The 22,339-nt window shown below is 41.3% G+C and carries 18 protein-coding genes and 1 tRNA gene; 14 read left to right on the plus strand and 5 right to left on the minus strand.

The genetic code is table 11. The features are described from left to right. Positions 1–77 precede the first annotated feature (77 nt). Complete coding sequence (gene folD / locus C9J38_RS04585) at positions 78–935, minus strand: bifunctional methylenetetrahydrofolate dehydrogenase/methenyltetrahydrofolate cyclohydrolase FolD (RefSeq protein WP_107206067.1); 858 nt, start codon at positions 933–935, stop codon at positions 78–80. A 296-nt stretch (positions 936–1,231) separates the two neighbouring features. Here folD and C9J38_RS04590 point away from each other — a divergent pair. From C9J38_RS04590 to C9J38_RS04625, 8 genes are all read left to right on the plus strand, one after another. After that, positions 1,232–1,308: transfer RNA gene (locus C9J38_RS04590), tRNA-Arg, on the plus strand. 468 nt (positions 1,309–1,776) lie between these two features. Then, entirely contained in the window at positions 1,777–3,075 is a 1,299-nt protein-coding gene (gene tig, locus C9J38_RS04595; RefSeq protein ID WP_105059697.1) for a trigger factor, read from the plus strand. Between the two features lie 105 nt (positions 3,076–3,180). Next, complete coding sequence (gene clpP / locus C9J38_RS04600; protein ID WP_005369103.1) at positions 3,181–3,804, plus strand: ATP-dependent Clp endopeptidase proteolytic subunit ClpP; 624 nt, start codon at positions 3,181–3,183, stop codon at positions 3,802–3,804. A gap of 109 nt (positions 3,805–3,913) precedes the next feature. Next, positions 3,914–5,194, plus strand: coding sequence for an ATP-dependent protease ATP-binding subunit ClpX (gene clpX, locus C9J38_RS04605; protein WP_107206068.1), 1,281 nt, complete (start codon positions 3,914–3,916; stop codon positions 5,192–5,194). A gap of 192 nt (positions 5,195–5,386) precedes the next feature. After that, entirely contained in the window at positions 5,387–7,750 is a 2,364-nt protein-coding gene (gene lon / locus C9J38_RS04610) for an endopeptidase La (protein WP_105061295.1), read from the plus strand. 219 nt (positions 7,751–7,969) lie between these two features. Continuing rightward, entirely contained in the window at positions 7,970–8,242 is a 273-nt protein-coding gene (locus C9J38_RS04615; protein ID WP_005369098.1) for an HU family DNA-binding protein, read from the plus strand. 411 nt (positions 8,243–8,653) lie between these two features. Then, the gene (gene ppiD / locus C9J38_RS04620; protein WP_107206069.1) at positions 8,654–10,546 is read left to right on the plus strand and encodes a peptidylprolyl isomerase; all 1,893 of its coding nucleotides are present in this window, start codon (positions 8,654–8,656) and stop codon (positions 10,544–10,546) included. A gap of 138 nt (positions 10,547–10,684) precedes the next feature. Next, positions 10,685–10,978, plus strand: a complete 294-nt coding sequence (locus C9J38_RS04625; RefSeq protein WP_107206070.1) for a ComEA family DNA-binding protein — start codon at positions 10,685–10,687, stop codon at positions 10,976–10,978. 44 nt (positions 10,979–11,022) lie between these two features. Here the strand turns inward: C9J38_RS04625 and rrtA are convergent, their stop codons facing one another. Continuing rightward, positions 11,023–11,559, minus strand: a complete 537-nt coding sequence (rrtA, locus tag C9J38_RS04630; RefSeq protein WP_107206071.1) for a rhombosortase — start codon at positions 11,557–11,559, stop codon at positions 11,023–11,025. 46 nt (positions 11,560–11,605) lie between these two features. On the opposite strand from rrtA, the gene C9J38_RS04635 reads away from it, so the two are divergent. Further along, positions 11,606–12,217, plus strand: a complete 612-nt coding sequence (locus C9J38_RS04635; RefSeq protein WP_107206072.1) for a tRNA-uridine aminocarboxypropyltransferase — start codon at positions 11,606–11,608, stop codon at positions 12,215–12,217. A 50-nt stretch (positions 12,218–12,267) separates the two neighbouring features. Here C9J38_RS04635 and C9J38_RS04640 read toward each other — a convergent pair whose 3' ends face one another. The 3 genes from C9J38_RS04640 to C9J38_RS04650 form a co-directional block, all read right to left on the minus strand. After that, entirely contained in the window at positions 12,268–13,635 is a 1,368-nt protein-coding gene (locus C9J38_RS04640; RefSeq protein WP_107206073.1) for an anti-phage deoxyguanosine triphosphatase, read from the minus strand. Next, positions 13,635–14,219, minus strand: a complete 585-nt coding sequence (gene yfbR, locus C9J38_RS04645) for a 5'-deoxynucleotidase (protein WP_107206074.1) — start codon at positions 14,217–14,219, stop codon at positions 13,635–13,637. The genes C9J38_RS04640 and yfbR overlap by 1 nt, the downstream gene beginning before the upstream one ends. 147 nt (positions 14,220–14,366) lie before the next feature. Beyond that, a complete protein-coding gene (locus C9J38_RS04650; protein WP_107206075.1) occupies positions 14,367–15,581 on the minus strand; it encodes a pyridoxal phosphate-dependent aminotransferase in 1,215 nt (404 codons plus the stop codon). A 392-nt stretch (positions 15,582–15,973) separates the two neighbouring features. Here C9J38_RS04650 and C9J38_RS04655 point away from each other — a divergent pair, with 392 nt between their 5' ends. The 5 genes from C9J38_RS04655 (at position 15,974) to menE (ending at position 22,309) form a co-directional block, all read left to right on the plus strand. Next, the gene (locus C9J38_RS04655; RefSeq protein WP_370444638.1) at positions 15,974–17,323 is read left to right on the plus strand and encodes an isochorismate synthase MenF; all 1,350 of its coding nucleotides are present in this window, start codon (positions 15,974–15,976) and stop codon (positions 17,321–17,323) included. Further along, a complete protein-coding gene (gene menD / locus C9J38_RS04660; RefSeq protein WP_107206077.1) occupies positions 17,301–19,028 on the plus strand; it encodes a 2-succinyl-5-enolpyruvyl-6-hydroxy-3-cyclohexene-1-carboxylic-acid synthase in 1,728 nt (575 codons plus the stop codon). The genes C9J38_RS04655 and menD overlap by 23 nt, the downstream gene beginning before the upstream one ends. Continuing rightward, positions 19,012–19,821, plus strand: a complete 810-nt coding sequence (gene menH / locus C9J38_RS04665; RefSeq protein ID WP_107206078.1) for a 2-succinyl-6-hydroxy-2,4-cyclohexadiene-1-carboxylate synthase — start codon at positions 19,012–19,014, stop codon at positions 19,819–19,821. The genes menD and menH overlap by 17 nt, the downstream gene beginning before the upstream one ends. A gap of 89 nt (positions 19,822–19,910) precedes the next feature. Further along, positions 19,911–20,885, plus strand: coding sequence for an o-succinylbenzoate synthase (menC, locus tag C9J38_RS04670; protein WP_107206079.1), 975 nt, complete (start codon positions 19,911–19,913; stop codon positions 20,883–20,885). Then, positions 20,873–22,309 (plus strand): o-succinylbenzoate--CoA ligase, encoded by a 1,437-nt coding sequence (gene menE, locus C9J38_RS04675; protein ID WP_107206080.1) that lies wholly within the window; start codon positions 20,873–20,875, stop codon positions 22,307–22,309. Before menC ends, menE begins: the two co-directional genes overlap by 13 nt. Positions 22,310–22,339 lie beyond the last annotated feature (30 nt).

Here is a 22,339-nt window from a genome sequence, read left to right on the forward strand (position 1 = left end):
AGAAGAGGACTGCTAATTTAAAATAGCATTGTTTTGGAGAATAAAAGAGCAATAGGTATCACTCTTTTTATTACCAATTATTCGCCGTGAAACTGCTCGCAAGCTAACATAGTATTTTCTATTAATGTTGCGACTGTCATTGGGCCGACACCACCAGGGACTGGAGTGATATGTTTTGCTTTTTGGTTGGCAATATCAAATTCAACATCACCACATAATTTACCATTATCTAATCGGTTAATACCCACATCAATGACGGTAGCCCCTTCTTTAATCCAAGCGCCAGGAATAAAGTTAGGTTTACCTACAGCGACGACAAGGATATCTGCACGACGAACATGGCTCTCAAGATCTTGAGTAAAACGGTGACAAGTTGTTGTTGTAGCCCCTGCTAATAATAATTCGAGTGTCATCGGGCGACCTACAATATTAGAAGCGCCAACAATAATCGCTTCTTTCCCTCGTACCGGAATATTGTAACGTTCTAAGAGGGTCATAATACCTTTAGGGGTACAAGAGCGTAGTTTTGGGATACGTTGACTTAAGCGTCCGACATTGTATGGATGGAAGCCATCAACATCTTTTTCAGGATCAATACGCTCTAAAATTCGTGTGCTATCCATACCAGCTGGTAATGGAAGTTGGACTAAAATGCCATCAATCGTTGGATCGAGATTTAATTCGTCAATAAGAAGTAATAATTCTTCTTCTGAGGCTGTTGGTGGTAGATCGAATGATTTAGAGACAAAGCCGACTTCTTCACAGGCTTTTCGCTTACTACCAACATAAATTTGAGAAGCAGGATCTTGACCTACGAGCACAACAGCTAAGCCGGGTGCACGAAGACCAGCATCTTTACGAGCTTTCACTCTAGCGGCAACTTCCTGTCGAACTGTTTGGGATATTAATTTCCCATCAATAATTTGGGCGGTCATGGTAATCCTTTTTATATAGGCTAAGCATGTGGACGCTATTATTGTGTCAGAAAATGATTACTTTAGCTATAACGCAAACGTTTGCTTTTTGTTTGTTTAATAATGGCGAACAATCTTAAGTGTTTATCGTTGAAGGGAATAGGTATCTACAATTGCACTGAAAAAACTGAAAATAAAACAGATTGCTTTAACTTTAATCGCTTGGCGGTTTAAATCATGAAATTTAAAGTAAACGTATTGACCTAAATGATTAGCAACGTATAATCCTGCCTCGTAACGCCATGTTACACAATGATGCGCCCTTAGCTCAGCTGGATAGAGCACGTCCCTTCTAAGGATGTGGTCGCAGGTTCGAATCCTGCAGGGCGTGCCATTCTCTCTTCTTTATATATAAGATCCAAAATCTAATTCATTTCTAAGATTTTTTAATACAAAAATCACTCTGTAGTTAGTCTTGTAACGGCTAAAAAATGCTTTCTCTGTTACGTAATATTTGCGTTAATTCGACTGTTTTTCCAACATTTGAACCCAAAAAACGCAGAGATCTATGATTATTTTCTCCTTACCCCTTGAAATGTTCGTTATAGACCCTATCTTGTGTTTCAGTTGTAGAGCTAGATAGCAGTTTAGTCTATCTCACCTCGACGCCACCTAAGTGTGTCGTTATAATAACGCGCTTTAATTTCTAAGTTGGATGAGCATATCTGACAGTTTAGAAATAAAGTAAAAGAATTGAGGCGTTATGGTTTTCGAGCCGTAACACGAAAAGGATGCCACCGTCAGTAAATGGCTGTTCGGCAACATCACTCAGAAAGCTGAGTAAGTTTTGAGGTTAAATATAATGCAAGTTACCGTTGAAACCACTGAAGGCCTAGAACGCCAACTAACAATCACTGTTCCTGCTGCAAACATCGAAGATGCAGTAACAGCTGAACTAAAGAAAATTGCTAAAACTCGTCGTTTCGACGGTTTCCGCCCTGGTAAAGCACCAATTAAGATGGTTGCTAAAATGTTTGGCGCATCAGTACGTCAAGACATCCTAGGTGAAGTAATGCACCGTCACTTTATCGAAGCTATCGTTAAAGAGAAAATCAATCCAGCAGGCGCGCCAACATTTACTCCAGTAGAAGTTGCTGAAGGTAAAGACCTAGTATTCAAAGCGACTTTCGAAGTATTCCCTGAGATCGCACTTCAAGGTCTAGATAAAGTTGTTGTTGAGAAGCCAGTTGTTGAAGTAACTGAAGCTGACGTTGATACAATGCTTGATACTCTACGTAAGCAACAAGCTACGTGGACTGAAGTAGACGCAGCCGCTGATGCAAACAGCCGTGTAACTATCGACTTCGTTGGTACTATCGACGGTGAAGAGTTCGAGGGCGGTAAAGCTGAAGGTTTCGCACTTGCTATGGGCCAAGGTCGTATGATCCCTGGTTTCGAAGAAGGCGTTGTAGGTAAAAAAGCGGGTGAAGAGTTTACTGTTGAAGTAACGTTCCCTGAAGAATACCACGCTGAAAACCTAAAAGGTAAAGCTGCAGCATTCGCTATTAAACTTCACAAAGTTGAAGCACAAGAGCTTCCTGAACTAACTGAAGAGTTCGTTGCTAAGTTCGGCGTTGAAGACGGTTCTGTTGACGGTCTTAAAGCTGAAGTTCGTAAGAACATGGAGCGTGAGCTTAAGCAAGCTGTTAAAGGTCGCATCAAAGATCAAGTTCTTAACGGTCTTGTTGAGCAAAACGACATCACAGTTCCTGCTGCACTTATCGATCAAGAAATCGAAGCACTACGTCAGCAAGCTGCACAACGTTTTGGCGGTGATGCTAAGAACATGCCTGAACTACCACGTGAGTTGTTCGAAGAGCAAGCTAAACGTCGTGTAGTTGTAGGTCTTCTAGTTGGTGAAGTGATCAAGTCAGAAGAGCTAAAAGCAGACGAAGAGCGCGTTAAAGCAATCATCGCTGAAATGGCTTCTGCATACGAAGATCCATCAGAAGTAGTTAAATACTACGAAACTAACGAACAGCTAATGAACAACATGCGTAATGTTGCTCTAGAAGAGCAAGCGATTGACGCACTTCTAGCTAAAGCACAGGTTTCTGATAAAGACGTTAGCTTCAACGAGCTAATGAATCCTGCTGCTTAATTTGCTGAAATTGATGTAGAGATTTGACATTATCTCAAGTCTTCTGCTAACAATGGTCCGTGTGAGTCATTTCATTCGGGCCATTTATTTTAGGGAAATAACGTTATGAGCTACCAAGAAAAAAACGCCATGTCACCAATTTTGGATGCGCTGGTACCTATGGTGGTCGAGCAGACTTCTCGTGGTGAGCGTTCTTATGATATCTATTCTCGTCTCTTAAAAGAGCGTGTGATTTTCTTAACGGGTCAGGTTGAAGATCACATGGCTAATTTAGTAGTAGCACAGCTACTATTTTTAGAGTCAGAAAACCCAGATAAAGACATCTTCCTATACATCAACTCTCCAGGTGGTTCTGTTACTGCGGGTATGTCAATTTATGACACTATGCAGTTCATTAAGCCAAATGTGAGTACTGTATGTATGGGTCAAGCATGTTCAATGGGAGCATTCTTACTTGCTGGTGGTGCGAAAGGTAAGCGTTACTGTCTACCGAACTCACGTGTAATGATTCACCAGCCATTAGGTGGTTTCCAAGGACAAGCATCGGATATTCAAATCCATGCACAAGAAATTCTAACAATCAAACAACGTCTAAACGGTTTATTGGCTGAACATACAGGCCAACCACTAGAGGTTGTTGAGCGTGATACTGACCGTGATAACTTTATGTCTGCAGAACAAGCTGTAGAATATGGTTTAGTGGATGCCGTGTTGAGTCAACGTGACTAAGTACTTATTTCGCTGATTAACTCTAGATAGTTAACGCAGCAAAATAAGCCGACTTGTTATACACTCAAGACAAGGCAATGATGGGAATACCCCAATAAGAGGTTAGCGAATGACAGATAAGCGAAAAGAGAGTGGTAGCAGTAAGCTATTGTATTGCTCTTTCTGCGGTAAAAGTCAGCATGAAGTTCGCAAGCTGATTGCAGGCCCTTCTGTTTATATTTGTGATGAATGCGTTGATTTATGCAACGATATTATTCGCGAAGAAATTAAAGAAGTGATGCCTAAACGCGATGGCGATGAACTGCCGACTCCGCAAGAAATTCGTAACAACCTAGATGATTACGTAATTGGGCAAGCACATGCGAAAAAAGTGCTAGCTGTTGCGGTATATAATCACTATAAACGTCTACGTAATGGCGATACAACTAGTGAAGGTGTTGAACTAGGTAAGAGTAACATCTTACTTATCGGCCCTACTGGTAGTGGTAAAACACTATTAGCTGAAACACTAGCACGAATGTTAGATGTTCCATTTACGATGGCTGACGCAACCACGCTGACTGAAGCGGGTTATGTGGGTGAAGACGTAGAAAATATTATCCAGAAATTGCTACAGAAATGTGATTACGACGTGGCGAAAGCTGAACGTGGTATTGTTTACATTGATGAAATCGATAAGATTTCTCGCAAATCAGATAATCCATCGATTACTCGTGATGTATCTGGTGAAGGCGTACAGCAAGCATTACTGAAGTTGATCGAAGGTACTGTTGCATCAGTGCCACCACAAGGTGGTCGTAAGCATCCTCAACAAGAATTCTTACAAGTTGATACTTCTAAGATCCTATTTATCTGTGGTGGTGCATTTGCAGGCCTAGATAAAGTTGTTGAGCAGCGTGTAGCAACAGGTACTGGTATTGGCTTTGGCGCAGAAGTGCGTTCAAAAGACCAAGCCGACACATTAAGTGATCTGTTTGAAAAAGTTGAGCCTGAAGATCTTGTTAAATACGGCTTAATTCCGGAATTTATCGGTCGTCTACCAGTCACAGCAACATTAGGTGAGCTTGACGAAGAAGCACTAGTTCAGATCCTTCGTGAGCCTAAGAACGCACTAACTAAACAGTATGCTGCGTTATTAGAGCTAGAGAATGTTGAACTTGAGTTTCGTGATGATGCACTGGTTGCTATTGCACGTAAAGCAATGGAGCGTAAAACAGGTGCTCGTGGCCTACGTTCTATTGTGGAAGCGGTACTGCTTGATACTATGTATGAGCTCCCGTCTCAGCAAGGTGTAAGTAAAGTTGTTATCGATGAGTCAGTAATTAAAGGTGAGTCTGAGCCTCTACTGATTTATGAAAACACGGAAGCACCAGCAGCTGCAGCTGAGTAAGTGTCTAATAAGTGCACATAAAGGCTAAAAAAAGGAGGCATAAGCCTCCTTTTTTATTTTCTGTTACTTCTTTCGTTGAATAATCATGTTTCACCCCCATATACTCAATATAAGCTAACTTTCTAGTCGTATTAAGTAAGTGACTCAACCAGTTACTTAATACGATTAGTATTGACAGGAAGAGAGATGAATATGAACCTGGAGCGTTCTGAGCGCCTTGAGATCCCGGTTCTGCCACTACGTGACGTGGTGGTGTACCCTCATATGGTTATTCCATTGTTTGTGGGACGGGAAAAATCTATTCGTTGCCTAGAATCGGCAATGGAGAACAATAAACAGATTCTGTTGGTTGCCCAAAAAGAAGCAGCGACAGATGAACCGTCAATCACTGATCTTTATGATGTCGGTACTGTTGCAACTATTTTACAGCTATTGAAGCTACCTGACGGTACCGTAAAAGTCTTGGTTGAAGGCCAACAACGTGCCAAAGTTGAAGATTTAGCTGATGATGAGTTCTTTACTGCTCATGCTGAATATCTGGTTACGCCTGAAATGGATGAACGCGAACAAGAAGTACTTGTTCGCACCGCTATCAGCCAGTTTGAAGGCTTTATCAAGCTAAATAAAAAGATCCCACCTGAAGTATTAACTTCACTTAACGGTATCGATGAAGCGGCCCGCCTAGCAGATACCATTGCTGCGCATATGCCGCTGAAACTGGCTGATAAGCAAAAAGTATTAGAAATCGTTGATATTACAGAACGTTTAGAGTTCTTAATGGCAATGATGGAATCAGAAATTGATTTGCTTCAAGTTGAAAAACGTATCCGCGGACGCGTTAAGAAGCAAATGGAAAAATCTCAGCGTGAGTATTACTTAAATGAGCAAATGAAAGCTATCCAAAAAGAATTGGGTGAGCTTGATGATGCGCCAGATGAGTTTGAAGCGCTAAAGAAAAAGATTGAAGAATCTAAAATGCCAGCTGAAGCTCGTGAAAAAACCGAGCAAGAGCTGCAAAAGTTAAAAATGATGTCACCAATGTCAGCGGAAGCAACCGTTGTTCGTGGCTACATTGATTGGATGCTAAGCGTGCCTTGGTACAAGCGCTCTAAAGTGAAGAAGAGCCTTGCAAAAGCCGAAGAAGTGCTTAATGCCGATCATTATGGTCTTGAGCGTGTGAAAGAACGCATTCTTGAGTATCTCGCAGTACAAAGCCGTGTAAACAAGCTAAAAGGCCCAATTCTATGTTTAGTTGGTCCTCCTGGTGTTGGTAAAACCTCTCTAGGTCAATCGATCGCTGCGGCAACGGGCCGTAAGTATGTTCGTATGGCATTAGGTGGTGTACGTGATGAAGCGGAAATTCGTGGTCACCGCCGTACTTATATTGGTTCTATGCCGGGTAAATTGATTCAGAAAATGGCAAAAGTAGAGGTGAAAAACCCACTTTTCCTATTAGATGAAATTGATAAAATGTCATCTGATATGCGTGGTGATCCGGCTTCAGCATTGCTGGAGGTGTTAGATCCAGAGCAAAACAGCGCATTTAATGACCACTACTTAGAAGTGGATTACGATTTATCTGATGTAATGTTCGTCGCTACATCTAATTCGATGAATATCCCAGGTCCATTGCTTGACCGTATGGAAGTTATTCGTCTATCGGGCTATACCGAAGATGAAAAGCTAAACATTGCTAAGAACCATTTACTTGATAAGCAAATTAAACGTAATGGTTTAAAAGCGGGTGAGTTGACTGTTGATGATTCTGCGATTATTGGCATCATTCGTTACTACACACGTGAAGCGGGTGTTCGTAGCCTTGAGCGTGAAATATCGAAACTTTGCCGTAAAGCAGTGAAAGAAATTTTACTTAATAAAGACATTAAACACGTTGAAATCAGCCAAGATAATTTAAAAGATTACTTAGGTGTTCAGCGTTGCGACTACGGTAAAGCTGACGAAAGTAATCGCATTGGTCAAGTAACAGGACTTGCGTGGACGGAAGTAGGTGGTGACTTATTAACCATTGAAACAGAGTCTATGCCAGGTAAAGGTAAGTTAACTTATACCGGTTCACTCGGCGATGTGATGCAAGAGTCGATTCAAGCGGCAATGACGGTGGTACGTTCTCGTGCTGAGCGTTTAGGTATTGCAGCTGATTTCTACGAAAAACGTGATATTCACGTTCACGTACCTGAAGGTGCGACACCGAAAGATGGCCCAAGTGCGGGTATTGCAATGTGTACAGCACTTGTATCTAGCCTAACGGGGAATCCTGTTCGTGCTGATGTGGCTATGACGGGTGAAATTACACTTCGTGGTGAAGTTTTACCTATCGGTGGTTTGAAAGAAAAACTATTAGCGGCACACCGCGGTGGCATTAAAACAGTGCTTATTCCCAAAGAGAACGAGCGTGATTTGGAAGAGATCCCAGAGAACGTGATCGCCGATTTGGAAGTACGTCCAGTACGTTGGATTGATGAAGTGTTAACTGTTGCACTTCAGAATAATCCGACAGGTATTGAGCTGGTAAATGCTCAAAATAGTGACCTGTAGCAAAATTAACTAAATAAAAAACGCTTTCAAAGACAAAAGTCCTTGTCAGCGTTTTTTTGTCTGGCTATAAGTTAACTCTAATCCGCGCTAAGCGATGTATTATTAAGGCCTGTTAAGTTTCTATCAATACAATCAGGTCTAGAAACAATTTATTGTCTACTATTCACAGCGTCTCAGTGACGAGTTACGGGTAGGCAAGTTCATTAAGGGGATTTAATCGTGAACAAAACTCAACTGGTAGATAAAATCGCAGAAAGCGCAGATATTTCAAAAGCATCAGCGGGTCGTGCTTTAGACGCATTCATCGAAGCGGTATCAGATACATTGAAAGACGGTGAGCAAGTTGCATTGGTTGGTTTTGGTACTTTCTCTGTACGTGAACGTGCAGCTCGTACAGGCCGTAACCCACAGACAGGTGCAGAAATTCAAATTGCAGCTGCAAAAGTACCTGGTTTTAAGCCGGGTAAAGCGCTAAAAGACTCTGTTAACTAAGAAATAGTTGGTTTTTTCTGACTGTTTTGTCATGTTATCATGGCTTAAATATTGCTACTGGAAAGGGTATACTGATCCAGTACAACAAAGGCGCATCGGTTGATGCGCTTTTTTTACTTTATAATGATGCCTATTTGACTAGGGATTTATTGTTTTGTTTCTTAACCAATATAAAGATAAAGAACATTTCATTAGTCAAATCGGTATCAAGTTATCATACTATGCGCTTTGTGGCTTATTGTGTTGGTGCTATCTTTAGTTTAAAAACTAATACAACAGGTTATTTACGTTTTAGTCAGTAACGGCTTAATAATATTGAAGGTTCGGCTATCGCGTTGATACCGATATTTTGTGCACACATTTGTAGTTCGAAACCGTGCCAGATCGAACAAGTAGGAGAGACGGCAAATTATGATGGAGCGATTGCGCGAAGGCGCTAACAGCATCTGGGTTAAGATTATTCTTAGCTTAATTATTTTTTCTTTTGTATTTGCTGGTGTCGGCAGTTATCTGGCGGGCGGTAATGAGCAAGTTGCAGCAAAAGTTAATGGTAAAGAAATTAGTCAGCGTGCATTCGAGCAGGCTTATCAAAATCAACGTAACCAAATGCAGCAACGTTTAGGTGATTACTTCTCAACACTAATGGGTGATCCTGCTTACGTACAGCAACTCCGTAATAGCGTGCTTGAGCGTATGGTTAATGATGAGTTGATTGAGCAACGCGCAACAGAGCTAGGCCTGAGTGTGAGCGATGCTCAAGTTAAGCAAGCGATTGTAGCAATGCCTGCTTTCCAAGTTAATGGTGTGTTCAATAATGAACAATATAATTTAACGTTACGTCGTGCTGGAATTTCTCCTGAGCAGTTTGCAGAGTCAATCCGTAAAGACATGCTACGTCAACAATTCTTAAGCGCATTAGAAGGCAGTGACTTCGCACTTAAAAATGAATTGAATGAACTTCGTAAACTTGAATCACAAGAGCGCGTTGTTCGTACTTTGAAGCTAAACCTTGCAGACTTTACCGATAAAGTAACGGTAACGGATGCAGAAGCTAAAGCTTATTATGATGAGAATAAAACGCAGTTTACACGCCCAGCTCAAGTGAAAGTGTCTTACATTGAACTGTCAGATAAAAATCTAGTGAACAATATTAAGATCACTGATAAAGAAGCTGAAGTGTATTACAACGAACATAAGAGCAAATACAGTACTGCTGAGAAGATTCAAGTTAGCCATATCTTAGTAAAAGGTGATAGTGATGCTTCTAAAGCAAAAGCGGAAGCATTACTGGCTGAGTTGAAAGCTGGTGCTAACTTTGCTGATGTTGCGAAAAAATCATCCGATGATACTTTCAGTGCAAAAGATGGCGGTAAGCTTGATTGGTTCGGTAAAGGTGTGATGGATCCTGCGTTTGAAAAAGCAGCATTTTCATTAGCAAAACCAGGTGATATGTCTGGCCTTGTGAAGTCACCTTATGGTTACCACATTATTTTACTGGATGGTATCGAAGAGCCTAAAGTTAAACCTTTTGCTGATGTTAAAGCGAGCATTGTCGCTGAACTTCAAGAGCAGCAAGTAGCAGAGCAATTCTATAAGCTACAAAGCAAGCTAGCTGAGACAGCATTTGAATCACCAGATTCACTAGATGAAGCAGCAGAAGCTGTAAAGGCTAAGATCATTAAAACAGGCTTTATCTCATTACAAGATGAGACCGGTGTGTTAAGTGATAAGAAAGTGCAAGAAGCATTACAAAGCCCTGAGGTTCATGATGACGGTATGAACTCTGATGTAATTGAGATTGCACCAGAGCATGTTGTTGTGGTTCGTGTTGATGATGCACGCCCTGAATCAGTGCTGCCATTTACTGATGTTGAAGCAAAAGTGAAAACACTATTGGCTCAACAAAAAGGTGAGAAGCAAGCAACTGAGAAGGCGGATTCTATCATTGCAGCATTACGTGACGGTAAGTCAGATGTTGTAGCAAAAGATGGCTTAAGTTTCTCTGGCGATCAAACCATAACACGTTCAGGTCCTGATGCTAATGTTGCACGTGTTGCGTTTACATTACCTAAACCAAAAGACGGTAAAGTGTCTTATGGTGTAACACGTGACAACAAAGGTAATGTTGAAATTATTGCATTAGATAAAGTTGTGAATGTTACACCATCGAAAGATGATGTTGATACTCAGTTTGCAACCCAAGTTGAGAATATGTTTGCTCAACAAGATCTATCAACAACACTTCAGACTTTACGTGAGTCGGCGAAAGTCACTTACCCAATGTTGGACAAACCAGCAAATTAATTGAAATTTACATTTCTATTAACGGGCCGCTATTGTGCGGCCCGTCGTTTTTTTATCTTTTATTTTTAAATAATCCCCTCATCGTCCCGCTTTTCTTTTTATCCTTTTTAAACACTCATACCAATAAAGGATAAAAATATGTTGCCATCTCGCTTGTTTAAAGCTATTTCGTTGGCTGGTGGATTAGCACTCGCCTCTTTAAGTTACGCTGCTGACAATACGCATGAAGGTATTGATATCAAAATTAATATTAACACTGCTAATGTTGAGCAATTGGATACATTACTAATCGGCATTGGTGCTGAGAAAGCACAAGCGATAATTAATTATCGAAAAGTGCATGGTAAATTTGCGAGCGTTGATGATCTAACTAAAGTGAAAGGGATCGGTGAGGCGACTGTCGATAAAAATAGAAAGCGTATTGAATTGTAATTATTAACGTTAACGGGAGCGAGCGTGCTCCCGTATATTGATCGTCATTTAAAGCGATTATATTCAACTTGAGCGTTGATTTTTTGCTTGATAAGCAAGGCATACAGTATGCCTGTGATTGCGCCAATCAAATGGGCTTCAGTTGCTACACGAACGCCAATCAATTCTTCAGAACTCACAGATCCTCCAAAGTATTGTTCCCAACCTATCTTAATGATTAGCCCGAGGAGTAAGAGCCATCCCCCCCGAGTTTTTGATTGGATATCACGAATACAACCCCAAGCGAAGATGCCATGTAGTACACCTGAAAATCCAGCATACCAAGTAATACTGGTAGCAAAGAGCCCAATACCTATAGTGAACGATAAAATTAAGATCAATAAGCTATAAGACTTAGCATGAAAATGGGCACGGAAAATATAGCTAATGATTGCAAAGGCGCTAGCATTCATTGCAAGATGCACCCAATTGGTATGCGTGAAATTTCCTGATAGGATCCGCCATAATTCACCATTGATAATGTCTTGGCGATCCCAAACTAATAATGGCTGACATTGTGGTAATTGAGCTATAACCATCATGATTATCGCAATAATAATATAATTTCGAATAGACAAGGCAACCTCAATGAGTCGGTACTGTGATAACTGTGGTAAAGCAAACAAAGCCTGCATTTGCCACTGGATAAAACCTATTGTAACTCAAACAGAGTTATGGATTTTACAACATCCATCAGAAGTTAAACGAGCAATTGGTACAGCAAGAATACTATCACTTTCTTTACCCAATAGCCGACTTTGGGTAGGTGAAGATTTTTCGCAGCATGAGGAATTAAATGCAGCTTTAGCTGAGTCTGATCGTGATATTTATGTGGTATATCCTGGAGAGCGTGCGACAGCACTGTCTGATATAGCAGAGCAGGCTCAGCCATCTCGAAACAACGTGATTATCTTACTTGATGGGACTTGGAAGAAAGCCTACAAAATGTGGCAATTATCGACCAATTTACATCATTTACCCTTAGTCCATTTAGATAATGTAGAGACTGGAAACTATCGTATTAGAAAATCGCCAAAAGAGCAGGGAGTATCAACGGTTGAGGCGGGGTATTTAGCATTATCAGTGTTAGAGCCAACATCTTTAAATCTTCAGCCATTGCTCGATACATTCGAAAATATGATTAATTTTCAAATTCAACAAATGCCGCCCGGCGTATTTGATAAAAACTATAAGGGTTAGTTGGCACACAAAAGGGAGCATGGGCTCCCTTTATATTCACTGGTTAATGATTAAAAACCATAACCATTATTGCTGATACCTGTTTCAGAGGTAGGTAAGAATAACGTGCTATAAAGACGTTGAGAGAATCCATCTGTCATGCCTGAAATGTAATCGGCAATGATCCTAAGCTCGTTATCACCCAGCTTTTTAGCTTCTAACCACCGCAAGCGAGTATTATCTGGTAACAATCTTTCGGGATCAGAAGCAAAAGCTTCAAAGAGTTCCATGATCAATTGTTGCCCTTTATATTCCGACAGTTGTATCTCCGGTTTTTTTACCACATAGATACTAACGAACTGTTTAAGTACTTCTAAAGCTCGCTCCATCGGTTCGGATAAAAAGGCATTCCATTGTAATAATGGCTCATCAAAAAAATCAGTACCGTTTTGAATCGTAGGACTAATGGTTATAGAGGTAAGTAAACCATTGACCAGCGCGCCAATGGCATCTTTGCGCTGATGGTGGCTAGCAAACATCAGCTCGCTGATATCACTTATCCGTTCTTCTAGCCATGGGTCACCACATTCTGCTATTTTTGAGGCAACCGCTTCTTGCCAATCATCACGTGTCACAATCCCCATTACGATGGCATCTTCTAAGTCATGGACACCGTATGCAATGTCATCAGCTAATTCCATGATTGAACAATCTAATGATTTAAAACGTGTCTTACAGGGCTCTTTTGGCGATAAACGCTCACAACGCATTTGTGCAAAGAGGGCTTTATCTTTGTCTGATAACGGGCTTAATACCCAGTCAAAGACCTCTTTATCGTCCACATATAAGCCTTTCGCTGGATACCAGTCTTTTGCTTTAAGGTGACGAAAGTTCACGACATCAGGTGCGCGCTCTGGAGCGGTAGTTTCACTGAGTAGAGCTGGATATTTTAGTAAACCAAGCAAGGTACGTCTGGCGAGGTTCATACCGTATCCTTCGGTATAAGGTTCGAGTAAGGTTACAATACGAAAGGTTTGTGCGTTTCCTTCAAAGCCGCCATGATTTCGCATCATGTAATTTAAAGCGACTTCACCGCCATGACCAAATGGTGGGTGACCGATATCATGTGCTAAGCACAAACTTTCCATTAAACTGGTTGAAGGGAGTAATGATTTAAACTCAGGTTGTTTTAATTTGAGTTGTGCAACAATCCCTGTACCGATTTGGGATGCTTCTAGCGAGTGGGTGAGTCGAGTCCGATAGAAGTCGTGATTACCAGCGCCATGGACTTGAGTTTTTGCTTGTAAACGACGAAAGGCGGCAGAATGAAGAATACGGGCTCGATCGCGCTGAAAAGCTGAGCGATGATCATCACGGCGCATTTTTTGTTCGTTATAAAAGCGTTCTTCCCATATAGGTGAGATAGTAAATTCAGTCATTAACTAATGTCGTCCAAAGTAAGATTAAAGCTATCAGCAAATGTCTCAAGAAAATAGGTCATCTCAGGTGTTTTACGTTGCTCAAGGGTTTGTTCCAATCTTTTCTTCGCTCGAGTAAATTCATGGTTCCCTGCACTGAGCTCTTCAAGGCATTTTATATAAGCGCATAATGTATCGGCTTGTTTAACAATAGCTGCATTTTCAGTATCAATTTTATGGCTATCAAGCAGAGAGGCATAATCATCCTGAAATTCTTCAGGAAGCATAGAAATAAGTCGTTGTTCTGCTGCTAATTCGATTTTCTTATATTCTTCAGCAATTGCAGGGTTATAGTATTTTATTGGGGTTGGCATATCACCTGTGAGTACTTCACTAACATCGTGAAACATACCTTGCAGCGCGATACGTTCAGGGTTTAGATTCCCACCAAATTTACGGTTTTTAATTAACGCAAGTGCATGAGCGACAAAAGCAACTTGAAGGCTGTGCTCGGAGATATTTTCAGTTTCGACACTTCGCATTAATGGCCAGCGTTGAATTAAACGCATACGAGCAAGGTGAGCGAAGAAATGACTTTTTTCCATGATGATCAATTCTCTTAAACTAAATGTGCTGATGAGCAGCATCTATAGACGTTATGCACTAAAGGTAACAGAAGTTAGGGAAATATTGACAGTTTTTAGTTAATAAAAAGCCCCGGTTTACCGAGGCTTAAGAATTGTTTGTAAAGGTTATTGACGATAGCTATGTAAGAAGCGCTCTAAGCGTCCCATTGCCAGTTCAAGATCATCGACATGGGGTAAGGTTACAATGCGGAAGTGATCCGGTTGTTTCCAGTTAAATCCGGTTCCATGTACAACAAGCACTTTCTCTTGTAGTAAAAAGTCCATTGCCATTTTTTGGTCGTCTTGAATATTAAATTTCTTCTGATCTAATTTCGGGAATAGATACAACGCGCCTTTTGGCTTAACACAAGAGATTCCAGGGATTTGAGTTAATAAATCATAAGCTTTATTGCGCTGTTCGAGCAGGCGTCCACCCGGCAAGATTAATTCATTAATGCTTTGGTAACCACCTAATGCAGTTTGAATGGCATGCTGCATAGGTACGTTGGCACACAAACGCATTGATGACAGCATTTCTAACCCTTCGATGTAACCTTTAGCGCGGTGTCTTGGCCCTGAAATAACCATCCAACCTGCACGGAAACCACACACTCGGTATGACTTTGAAAGGCCATTGAAGGTTACACAAACTACATCTTCTGCTAATGGGGCAATAGAGGTATGTTGTGCACCATCGTATAGAATTTTGTCGTAAATCTCATCGGCGAAAATAATCAAATCGTGCTGACGTGCAATTTCAACCACTTCGATCAGAAAATCTCGGCTATATACCGCACCCGTCGGGTTATTCGGATTGATTAAAACAATACCGCGAGTATTTGGCGTGATTTTTTTCTTTATATCATCAAGATCTGGATACCAATCTGATTGTTCATCACATGTGTAGTGAACCGGTGTGCCACCAGATAATGAGACTGCTGCTGTCCATAATGGGTAATCAGGTGATGGAACCAATATTTCATCTTTATGGTTTAGCAGTGCTTGCATTGCCATAACGATTAATTCAGAGACACCGTTACCGATATAAACATCTTCGACATCAAGATCAAGTAAGCCGCGCTTTTGGTAGTGTTGAACAACGGCTTTACGCGCAGAATAAATGCCTTTTGAATCACAGTAACCTTGGGATGTTGGTAGATTACGGATCACATCCACGAGAATTTCATCAGGGGCATCAAAACCAAACGGTGCTGGATTACCGATGTTTAGTTTGAGTATTTTTTGCCCTTCTTCTTCCATACGCTTAGCGTGTTTCAGAACGGGACCACGTATGTCATAGCAAACATTATTAAGCTTGGATGACATCCCGAATTTTTGCATATGAGGCTTTCCTGATGATTATTAGGTATAACCACAAATTACACTATAAAAGAGGGATATAGGAACACCTTTTAGAAGATAATTATGTAAAATAGTGTTTTGTTTTCTTTTGGCAGAATGAAAATGGCGTGTTTAACTAGAATCAGCAAAGTTGAACAGAGGTTTCTGCTAGTCAGATAAGTAATACAAATGTGTTACTTCATTAGTCAGATGCTTTCTTGTGAGGTAGAATAATACATCATTCTTCTTTACTAAGAGAATTAGCAGTTATTCTCTCTCTTTAGGAAATAAGTGTCTATTCTTAGTAAGGAAAATATGTCTAAGAGAGTGACATATGTATCTTTCAGCCAGGGATGAGCCGTATTGGTGTAATAGAGCTGAGCGAGGTTATCTTGACTGCGTTACAACAAGCCGTTGAACGATTAATTGCTAAATTAGAGCAAGCATCTGCAACAACCCAGCGTATATTGGTTAAATTAGATCTATCAAAACATATCGACCTGATTGATTGGATGGATACACAAGCTTTGTATCCCAAATTCTATTGGCAATCGCGTAATTGCCGAGAAGAGGTTGTCGCGCTAGGACAAATAAAAACATTTACTGATCCTAAAGCCGCTGAGAAAGTGATTTCTAATGAGCAGCGAGTGTGGGGCGGGCGATCTTTTGATGGAAGAACAGAGCGAAATAAACGTTGTCTCTCCTCCTTTTTCTTTTTACCGCTGCTTGAATTAAGCCGTCTGGATAATGAATGGCATATTGCTGTTAATGTCGGTGAAGATCGCGCACGTATTTTGACGGCATTACAACAGTTGATGTTTGATACATCGTTGATCAGTGGTATTCACAGTAAAATTTTAAATCGCAGTTATACGCCAGATTTTTCTGGTTGGTCAAACATGCTGACACGAGCATTAGATGCGATTGAACATAAAGAATTTGAAAAAGTGGTGCTTGCTCGACGAACAAAGTTACAGCTTGATAAACCTGTATCACCCGCTCAATTACTGAAAGCGAGTTGCGCTAATAACAGCAATAGTTTTCACTTTTTACTGGCGCTGGATGAAAAGCATGGCTTTATGGGCTCAACGCCAGAACGTTTATTTCAACGCCATGAACATGCGATACAAACTGAAGCGTTGGCAGGTACGATTGGGCGTGGTAAAGATGATGTAGAAGATCAGCAATTAGCACAATGGTTATTATCTGATAATAAAAATCGCTACGAAAATCGTTTAGTGGTTGATGATATTGTTAATCGATTAGTGCCCTGTAGCCAATCGATGAATGTGTCTCAAACTCCTGAGTTGGTTCAACTACGTAAAGTCCAGCATTTAAAGCGAAGTATTGATGCTGAATTAAATAGTGGCGTCTTTAGTGCAGATCTATTAGAAAATTTACAACCAACCGCTGCGATTGCTGGATTACCTCGTGATCCTGCGCTTCATTTTATTGCTGAAAACGAACCTTTTTCTCGCGGTTGGTATAGTGGTGCGGTGGGTTATATTAGCCAGCAGCATAGTGAGTTTTGTGTGGCTATTCGTAGTGCATTAATCATTGAAGGTGAAGTTCATTTATTTGCAGGAGCAGGCATTGTACCGGGCTCAGTAGCAGAAAGTGAATGGAAAGAACTTGATCGAAAAACATCAACACTCTGTAGTTTATTTGAGCAAGAGACGGATAGCTCGTTAGCTGCTGAAATGGAGTATAAAGCGCATCATGCAATTAACCTTATCGAATAGTCTTTCTTATAGGGCTGCATTAAATAGTTGTTGGGCTGAGCTGATACTTGAAGAGTTAGTCCGACAAGGTGTTCAACATGTTTGTATTGCGCCAGGTTCTCGTTCCACACCATTGACGTTAGCGGCAGCAAAGCAGTCAAAACTGACTATTCACACTCATTTTGATGAACGTGGTTTAGGCTTTCTCGCATTAGGTTTAGCCAAAGCATCACAAACCCCCATTGCGGTGATTGTGACATCAGGTACAGCAGTCGCTAATTTATTACCTGCCGTTGCTGAATCTGGGCTAACAAAAGAAAAATTAGTGCTGTTAACCTCAGATCGTCCTGTTGAATTACTGCAATGTGGCGCAAATCAAGCCATACGCCAGCATGGTATTTTTTCGCAACATGTAACAGAGTTTGTTGATCTACCCGCCCCTACACTTGATATCTCTCCTAATTGGTTATTAGGCGTGGTTGATGAGTTGATGCATCAACAGCAGTTACGTGGCGGAGCCATCCATTTAAATTGTCATTACCCTGAGCCGCTATATGGTGAGGCGATAGATTTTTCGGCCTATCTAGCGCCAGTTAAAAAGTGGCAGGCAACGGTATTACCGTATTGCCAACATCAACAAGCGACTAGCGCTGATATCGTCATTGATTCAGTGCAATGGCAGCGGTTGTGCGACAAAAAAGGCATAATTGTTGCGGGTAAGTTAGCGACCAATGAACTTGCTGATGTGAAAGCGTTAGCAGCCCGATTAGGCTGGCCATTATTGGTCGATCCTCAAGCTGGAGGCTCGAGCGAATATGCGGGGTTTGATGGTTGGTTACAAAATCCAGCCTGTGCCGAAGTTTTGTCTCAAGCACAAGTATTACTGCAATTTAGTGCACGGATTGTTTCTAAACGTTTATTACAGTTTATTGGCGATCAGCCGTGGGATGATTATTGGTTAATCGATCCACAACAAGGACGTTTAGACCCTCATCATCATTCTGGTTCTCGTATTCAAGCGAATGTGAGCGCGTGGACTTGTGCAGCGCTTCTTGATGAAAAAACATCACCACATAGTGGATGGGCATTACCGTTAGTGGGCGCGTCTAAGCGTTATCGTGAAATAGCGAAGCAGCATTGTGACAATTTATCTGAAATGTCATTAGCGACATTATTGAGAGATTGGCTCGCACCTGATTCTGAGTTGTTTCTCGGTAATAGCATGATTGTTCGACTGCTAGATATGTTTGGTGATTTACCAACTACAGCGACATTTACCAACCGTGGTGCATCAGGTATTGATGGATTAATAGCAACAGCGGCTGGTGTGCAACGCGCTAGAAAAGCACCATTAGTGATGCTATTAGGCGATACGTCATTTTTATACGATCTTAATTCTCTCGCATTATTAAAACAAACTGCATTACCTATGGTCGTGGTGGTTACGAATAATGATGGTGGCGGTATTTTTGATATGTTACCAGTACCAGAGCAGCAAAAAGATGATTTTTATCGTATGCCTCATGGTTTTGAATTTAGCCATGCAGCTGCCATGTTTGGATTTAACTATCAAAGCCCAACAACAGTTGCTGAAGCCCAAACTGCGGTAGTGAATGCACAACAAGTTAACCAGACAACGATCATCGAAATTAAAACGCCTGCTGGAGAAGCTGGGCAGATGTTAAAAGAGATCTTTTCTGAGGTAAAACGTGCGTCTTTACTCTGAAGTATTTGGAAAACGCCCGCAAGCAGGCCAACCCGTGATTGTTTTTCTTCATGGGCTATTAGGCTCAGGGCGGGACTGGCGATTAATTACTTCAGCACTAATGCATCCCTATTGTTGTGTAACTATCGATCTGCCTGGGCATGGCTTTAGTGCGTCAGTATCTATGCCACTAGATGATTCTGATATTGGCTTTAAACAGAGTTATCAGGCGATACTCAAAACGTTGGAACACCGTGGTATTCAACGTTTCGTTTTGGTGGGGTATTCGTTAGGTGCGCGACTTGCTATGTATCTGGCAACGCAATTATCAAATGAGGATACCACGAAGCGTGGGCCAAGGTTGCAAGGTATCTTTTTAGAGGGTGGGCACTTTGGATTACCGCTTTTAGACCGTGCGGCGCGTCTTGATAATGATAAAACATGGGCTGCACGTTTTTCTCAACAATCTCTAATTTCAGTGCTGAATGATTGGTATCAACAAACTGTTTTTTCATCACTGAACCATGACCAAAGACAAAGCTTAGTCGCTAAACGTAGTGATAACCTTGGCCAAGGTGTCGCGAATATGTTGCTAGCAACGTCATTATCTAAACAACCATTATTACTCACACCGCTACAAAACTTAAAATTACCCGTTCGTTATGTTTGTGGTGAATATGATGCGAAATTTCGTCAGATCGCTATGCAATCAGAGCTAAGCGTAGAAGTGATCCCTGATGCTGGGCATAATATTCATGTAGAACAACCACATGCATTTACATCTGCCTTATCTGCTTTTATTCAAAAGTTGTAACGAGCCATTGTAATTAAAGTGATTTAATATGCCGTTAGACTAAGGTTTAGCGTGTTTTATGCTCTGGTATTAATTAAAGGTTATCAAGAATGCGCAGCGTTAAGTTATATCGATATCAGTTACCGATGGATTCTGGTGTTATTTTACGTGATCAACGTTTAGTAACACGTGAAGGTTTGGTTGTCGAACTTACTCAAGGTGACAAAGTTGGTGTAGGTGAAATTGCGCCACTGCCTGAGTTTAGCAATGAAACGCTAGAGCAAGCGTTAGATCAAACAAAACAACTAGTTGAACATTGGCTTGAAGGGAAAGATATCCATATCAACGATGCTTATCCCTCTGTTGCCTTTGGTTTTAGTTGTGCAATGGCAGAGTTAGCGGGCGAATTACCTCTTACTGCAAACTATGCGGTAGCGCCATTATGCTCCGGTGATCCTGACGAGTTGATTGAACGTTTAAATACCGAAAATGGTGATAAAGTCGCTAAAATTAAAGTCGGTATGTATGAAGCGGTGCGTGATGGTATTGTTGCTAATATGTTTATTGAAGCGATCCCTGAGGTTCAGTTACGTTTAGATGCTAACCGTAGATGGACACCGCTTAAAGCACAGCAGTTTGCTAAATATGTGAAGCCTGAAAATCGGCAAGGGATCGCGTTTTTAGAAGAGCCTTGTATTGATCCTCAAGATAGCCTGATTTTTGCAGAGCAAACAGGTATTAATATTGCCTGGGATGAAACTGTCCGCGAGCCTCATTTTGAAGTAAAAGCACAACCAGGTGTTGCGGCAATTATTATCAAGCCCACACTAACTGGTAGCTTAGCCCGTTGTATCGAGCTGGTGGAACAAGCTCAAGCGGCAGGGTTAACGGCAGTGATTAGTTCAAGTTTGGAATCAAGCCTAGGATTAAATCAGTTAGCACGTTTCGCCCAGTGGCAGACACCCAATGTTATCCCTGGTCTAGATACCATGCAGTTGTTTAAAGCACAATTGGTGACACCTTGGCCGGATAGTGAACTTCCAATGATTTCTTTAGCAGAATTAGACCTAGTATGGCAGAAATAAAACACGATTTTCTAACATGGCCTTGGCAGCGATGGGCTGCAGAACGCCCATCAGATATAGCCATCTCTTTAGGTGATAAAACGCGTGATGCACAAACGTACACCTGGGCAGATGTCTCTTCAAACGTTGATGATTACGCACAAGGGTTAGTCGAGCAGGGCGTTAAGCGTGATCAACTTGTGGCCGTCATCGCTGATAATTCGATCCAAGTATTATGGCTGATGCTTGCAATTTTTCGAGTGGGGGCACGCTATGTAGGGCTTAACCCGAAGTTGTCTTCTACTGAATTGCAGCAACAGTTAGTGGTACTCGATAATGACTATATTTGGTCGGATAGTGAACACGATATAACAGCGCTAACTGGGCAAAATATTGTTCTGCAATTCCCCACTGTTGCACGGATGGTACCTGTGACATGGCAAGAGCATCGTCCAATGACACTGACTTTAACATCAGGTTCATCGGGTGTACCCAAGGCAGTGGTTCATAATGCCGAGTCACATTTAGCCAGTGCTTCTGGCTTGCTGAGTCAAATGACATTCACAGCAGAGGATAGTTGGTTATTGTCATTACCGTTATTCCACATTTCGGGTTTAGCGATTGTATGGCGCTGGTTATATCGCGGAGCATGTTTAGTTATTGTCGATAAGGCACAGCAGCAACAAGCATTGCATTGGGTGACTCACGCATCATTAGTACCAACGCAATTACAACGTCTGCTCGAGAGTATTGAGAATACGGCAGCACCATCATCAATGATGCTAAAACAGGTGTTATTAGGTGGTGCACATATCCCAGTTACTCTCACTAATAAAGCGCACAGTGCTGGTATTAGCTGTTGGTGTGGTTACGGTATGACGGAAATGGCATCAACAATATCGGCTAAACAAGCGAATGAGAGTAGTGGTGTCGGTAACGTATTACCGAATAGAGAATTACTTTTACGTGATGGTGAGATCTTAGTTCGAGGCAAAACCTTGTGCTTGGGGTATTACCGCAACCATACTATTTTTTCTATTTTAGATAACCATGGTTACGACGGGGAATGGTTTGCAACTAAAGACATGGGTGAGTGGCATGATGATGAGCTATTTATTCATGGTCGCGCAGATAACATGTTTATTTCTGGTGGAGAGAATGTTCAACCAGAAGATATTGAAGCGGTACTGTTACAGTATTCAGAGATAGAGCAAGCTGTTGTTTTACCCATTGATGATTATGACTTTGGTCAACGACCGGTTGCTATTGTGAAAACAACTTGCCCGATGGATGCGGTATTTATTGATCATGTGATGACTTATATGACAGATAAAGTGGCTGCGTTTAAGCGCCCAGTTCGTTATCTTGCTTTACCTGATGGCGATATTTATCAAGGGATTAAACTCTCTCGGACGAAATTAGCCGACTGGTTATCTAAGCAATAATAAAAAGGCGAAGCTAATATAGCTTCGCCT

Source organism: Photobacterium sp. GB-210 (assembly GCF_003026075.1).
In the GTDB taxonomy this organism is placed as follows: Bacteria; Pseudomonadota; Gammaproteobacteria; order Enterobacterales; family Vibrionaceae; genus Photobacterium.

Bases quoted from the DNA above. Each gene is read 5' to 3' on its own strand.
- folD (WP_107206067.1), bottom strand. From the start codon at position 935: ATGACCGCCCAAATTATTGATGGGAAATTAATATCCCAAACAGTTCGA.
- tig (WP_105059697.1), top strand. From the start codon at position 1,777: ATGCAAGTTACCGTTGAAACCACTGAAGGCCTAGAACGCCAACTAACA.
- clpP (WP_005369103.1), top strand. From the start codon at position 3,181: ATGAGCTACCAAGAAAAAAACGCCATGTCACCAATTTTGGATGCGCTG.
- clpX (WP_107206068.1), top strand. From the start codon at position 3,914: ATGACAGATAAGCGAAAAGAGAGTGGTAGCAGTAAGCTATTGTATTGC.
- lon (WP_105061295.1), top strand. From the start codon at position 5,387: ATGAACCTGGAGCGTTCTGAGCGCCTTGAGATCCCGGTTCTGCCACTA.
- ppiD (WP_107206069.1), top strand. From the start codon at position 8,654: ATGATGGAGCGATTGCGCGAAGGCGCTAACAGCATCTGGGTTAAGATT.
- C9J38_RS04625 (WP_107206070.1), top strand. From the start codon at position 10,685: ATGTTGCCATCTCGCTTGTTTAAAGCTATTTCGTTGGCTGGTGGATTA.
- rrtA (WP_107206071.1), bottom strand. From the start codon at position 11,559: ATGATGGTTATAGCTCAATTACCACAATGTCAGCCATTATTAGTTTGG.
- C9J38_RS04635 (WP_107206072.1), top strand. From the start codon at position 11,606: ATGAGTCGGTACTGTGATAACTGTGGTAAAGCAAACAAAGCCTGCATT.
- C9J38_RS04640 (WP_107206073.1), bottom strand. From the start codon at position 13,635: ATGACTGAATTTACTATCTCACCTATATGGGAAGAACGCTTTTATAAC.
- yfbR (WP_107206074.1), bottom strand. From the start codon at position 14,219: ATGGAAAAAAGTCATTTCTTCGCTCACCTTGCTCGTATGCGTTTAATT.
- C9J38_RS04650 (WP_107206075.1), bottom strand. From the start codon at position 15,581: ATGCAAAAATTCGGGATGTCATCCAAGCTTAATAATGTTTGCTATGAC.
- menD (WP_107206077.1), top strand. From the start codon at position 17,301: ATGCAATTAACCTTATCGAATAGTCTTTCTTATAGGGCTGCATTAAAT.
- menC (WP_107206079.1), top strand. From the start codon at position 19,911: ATGCGCAGCGTTAAGTTATATCGATATCAGTTACCGATGGATTCTGGT.
- menE (WP_107206080.1), top strand. From the start codon at position 20,873: ATGGCAGAAATAAAACACGATTTTCTAACATGGCCTTGGCAGCGATGG.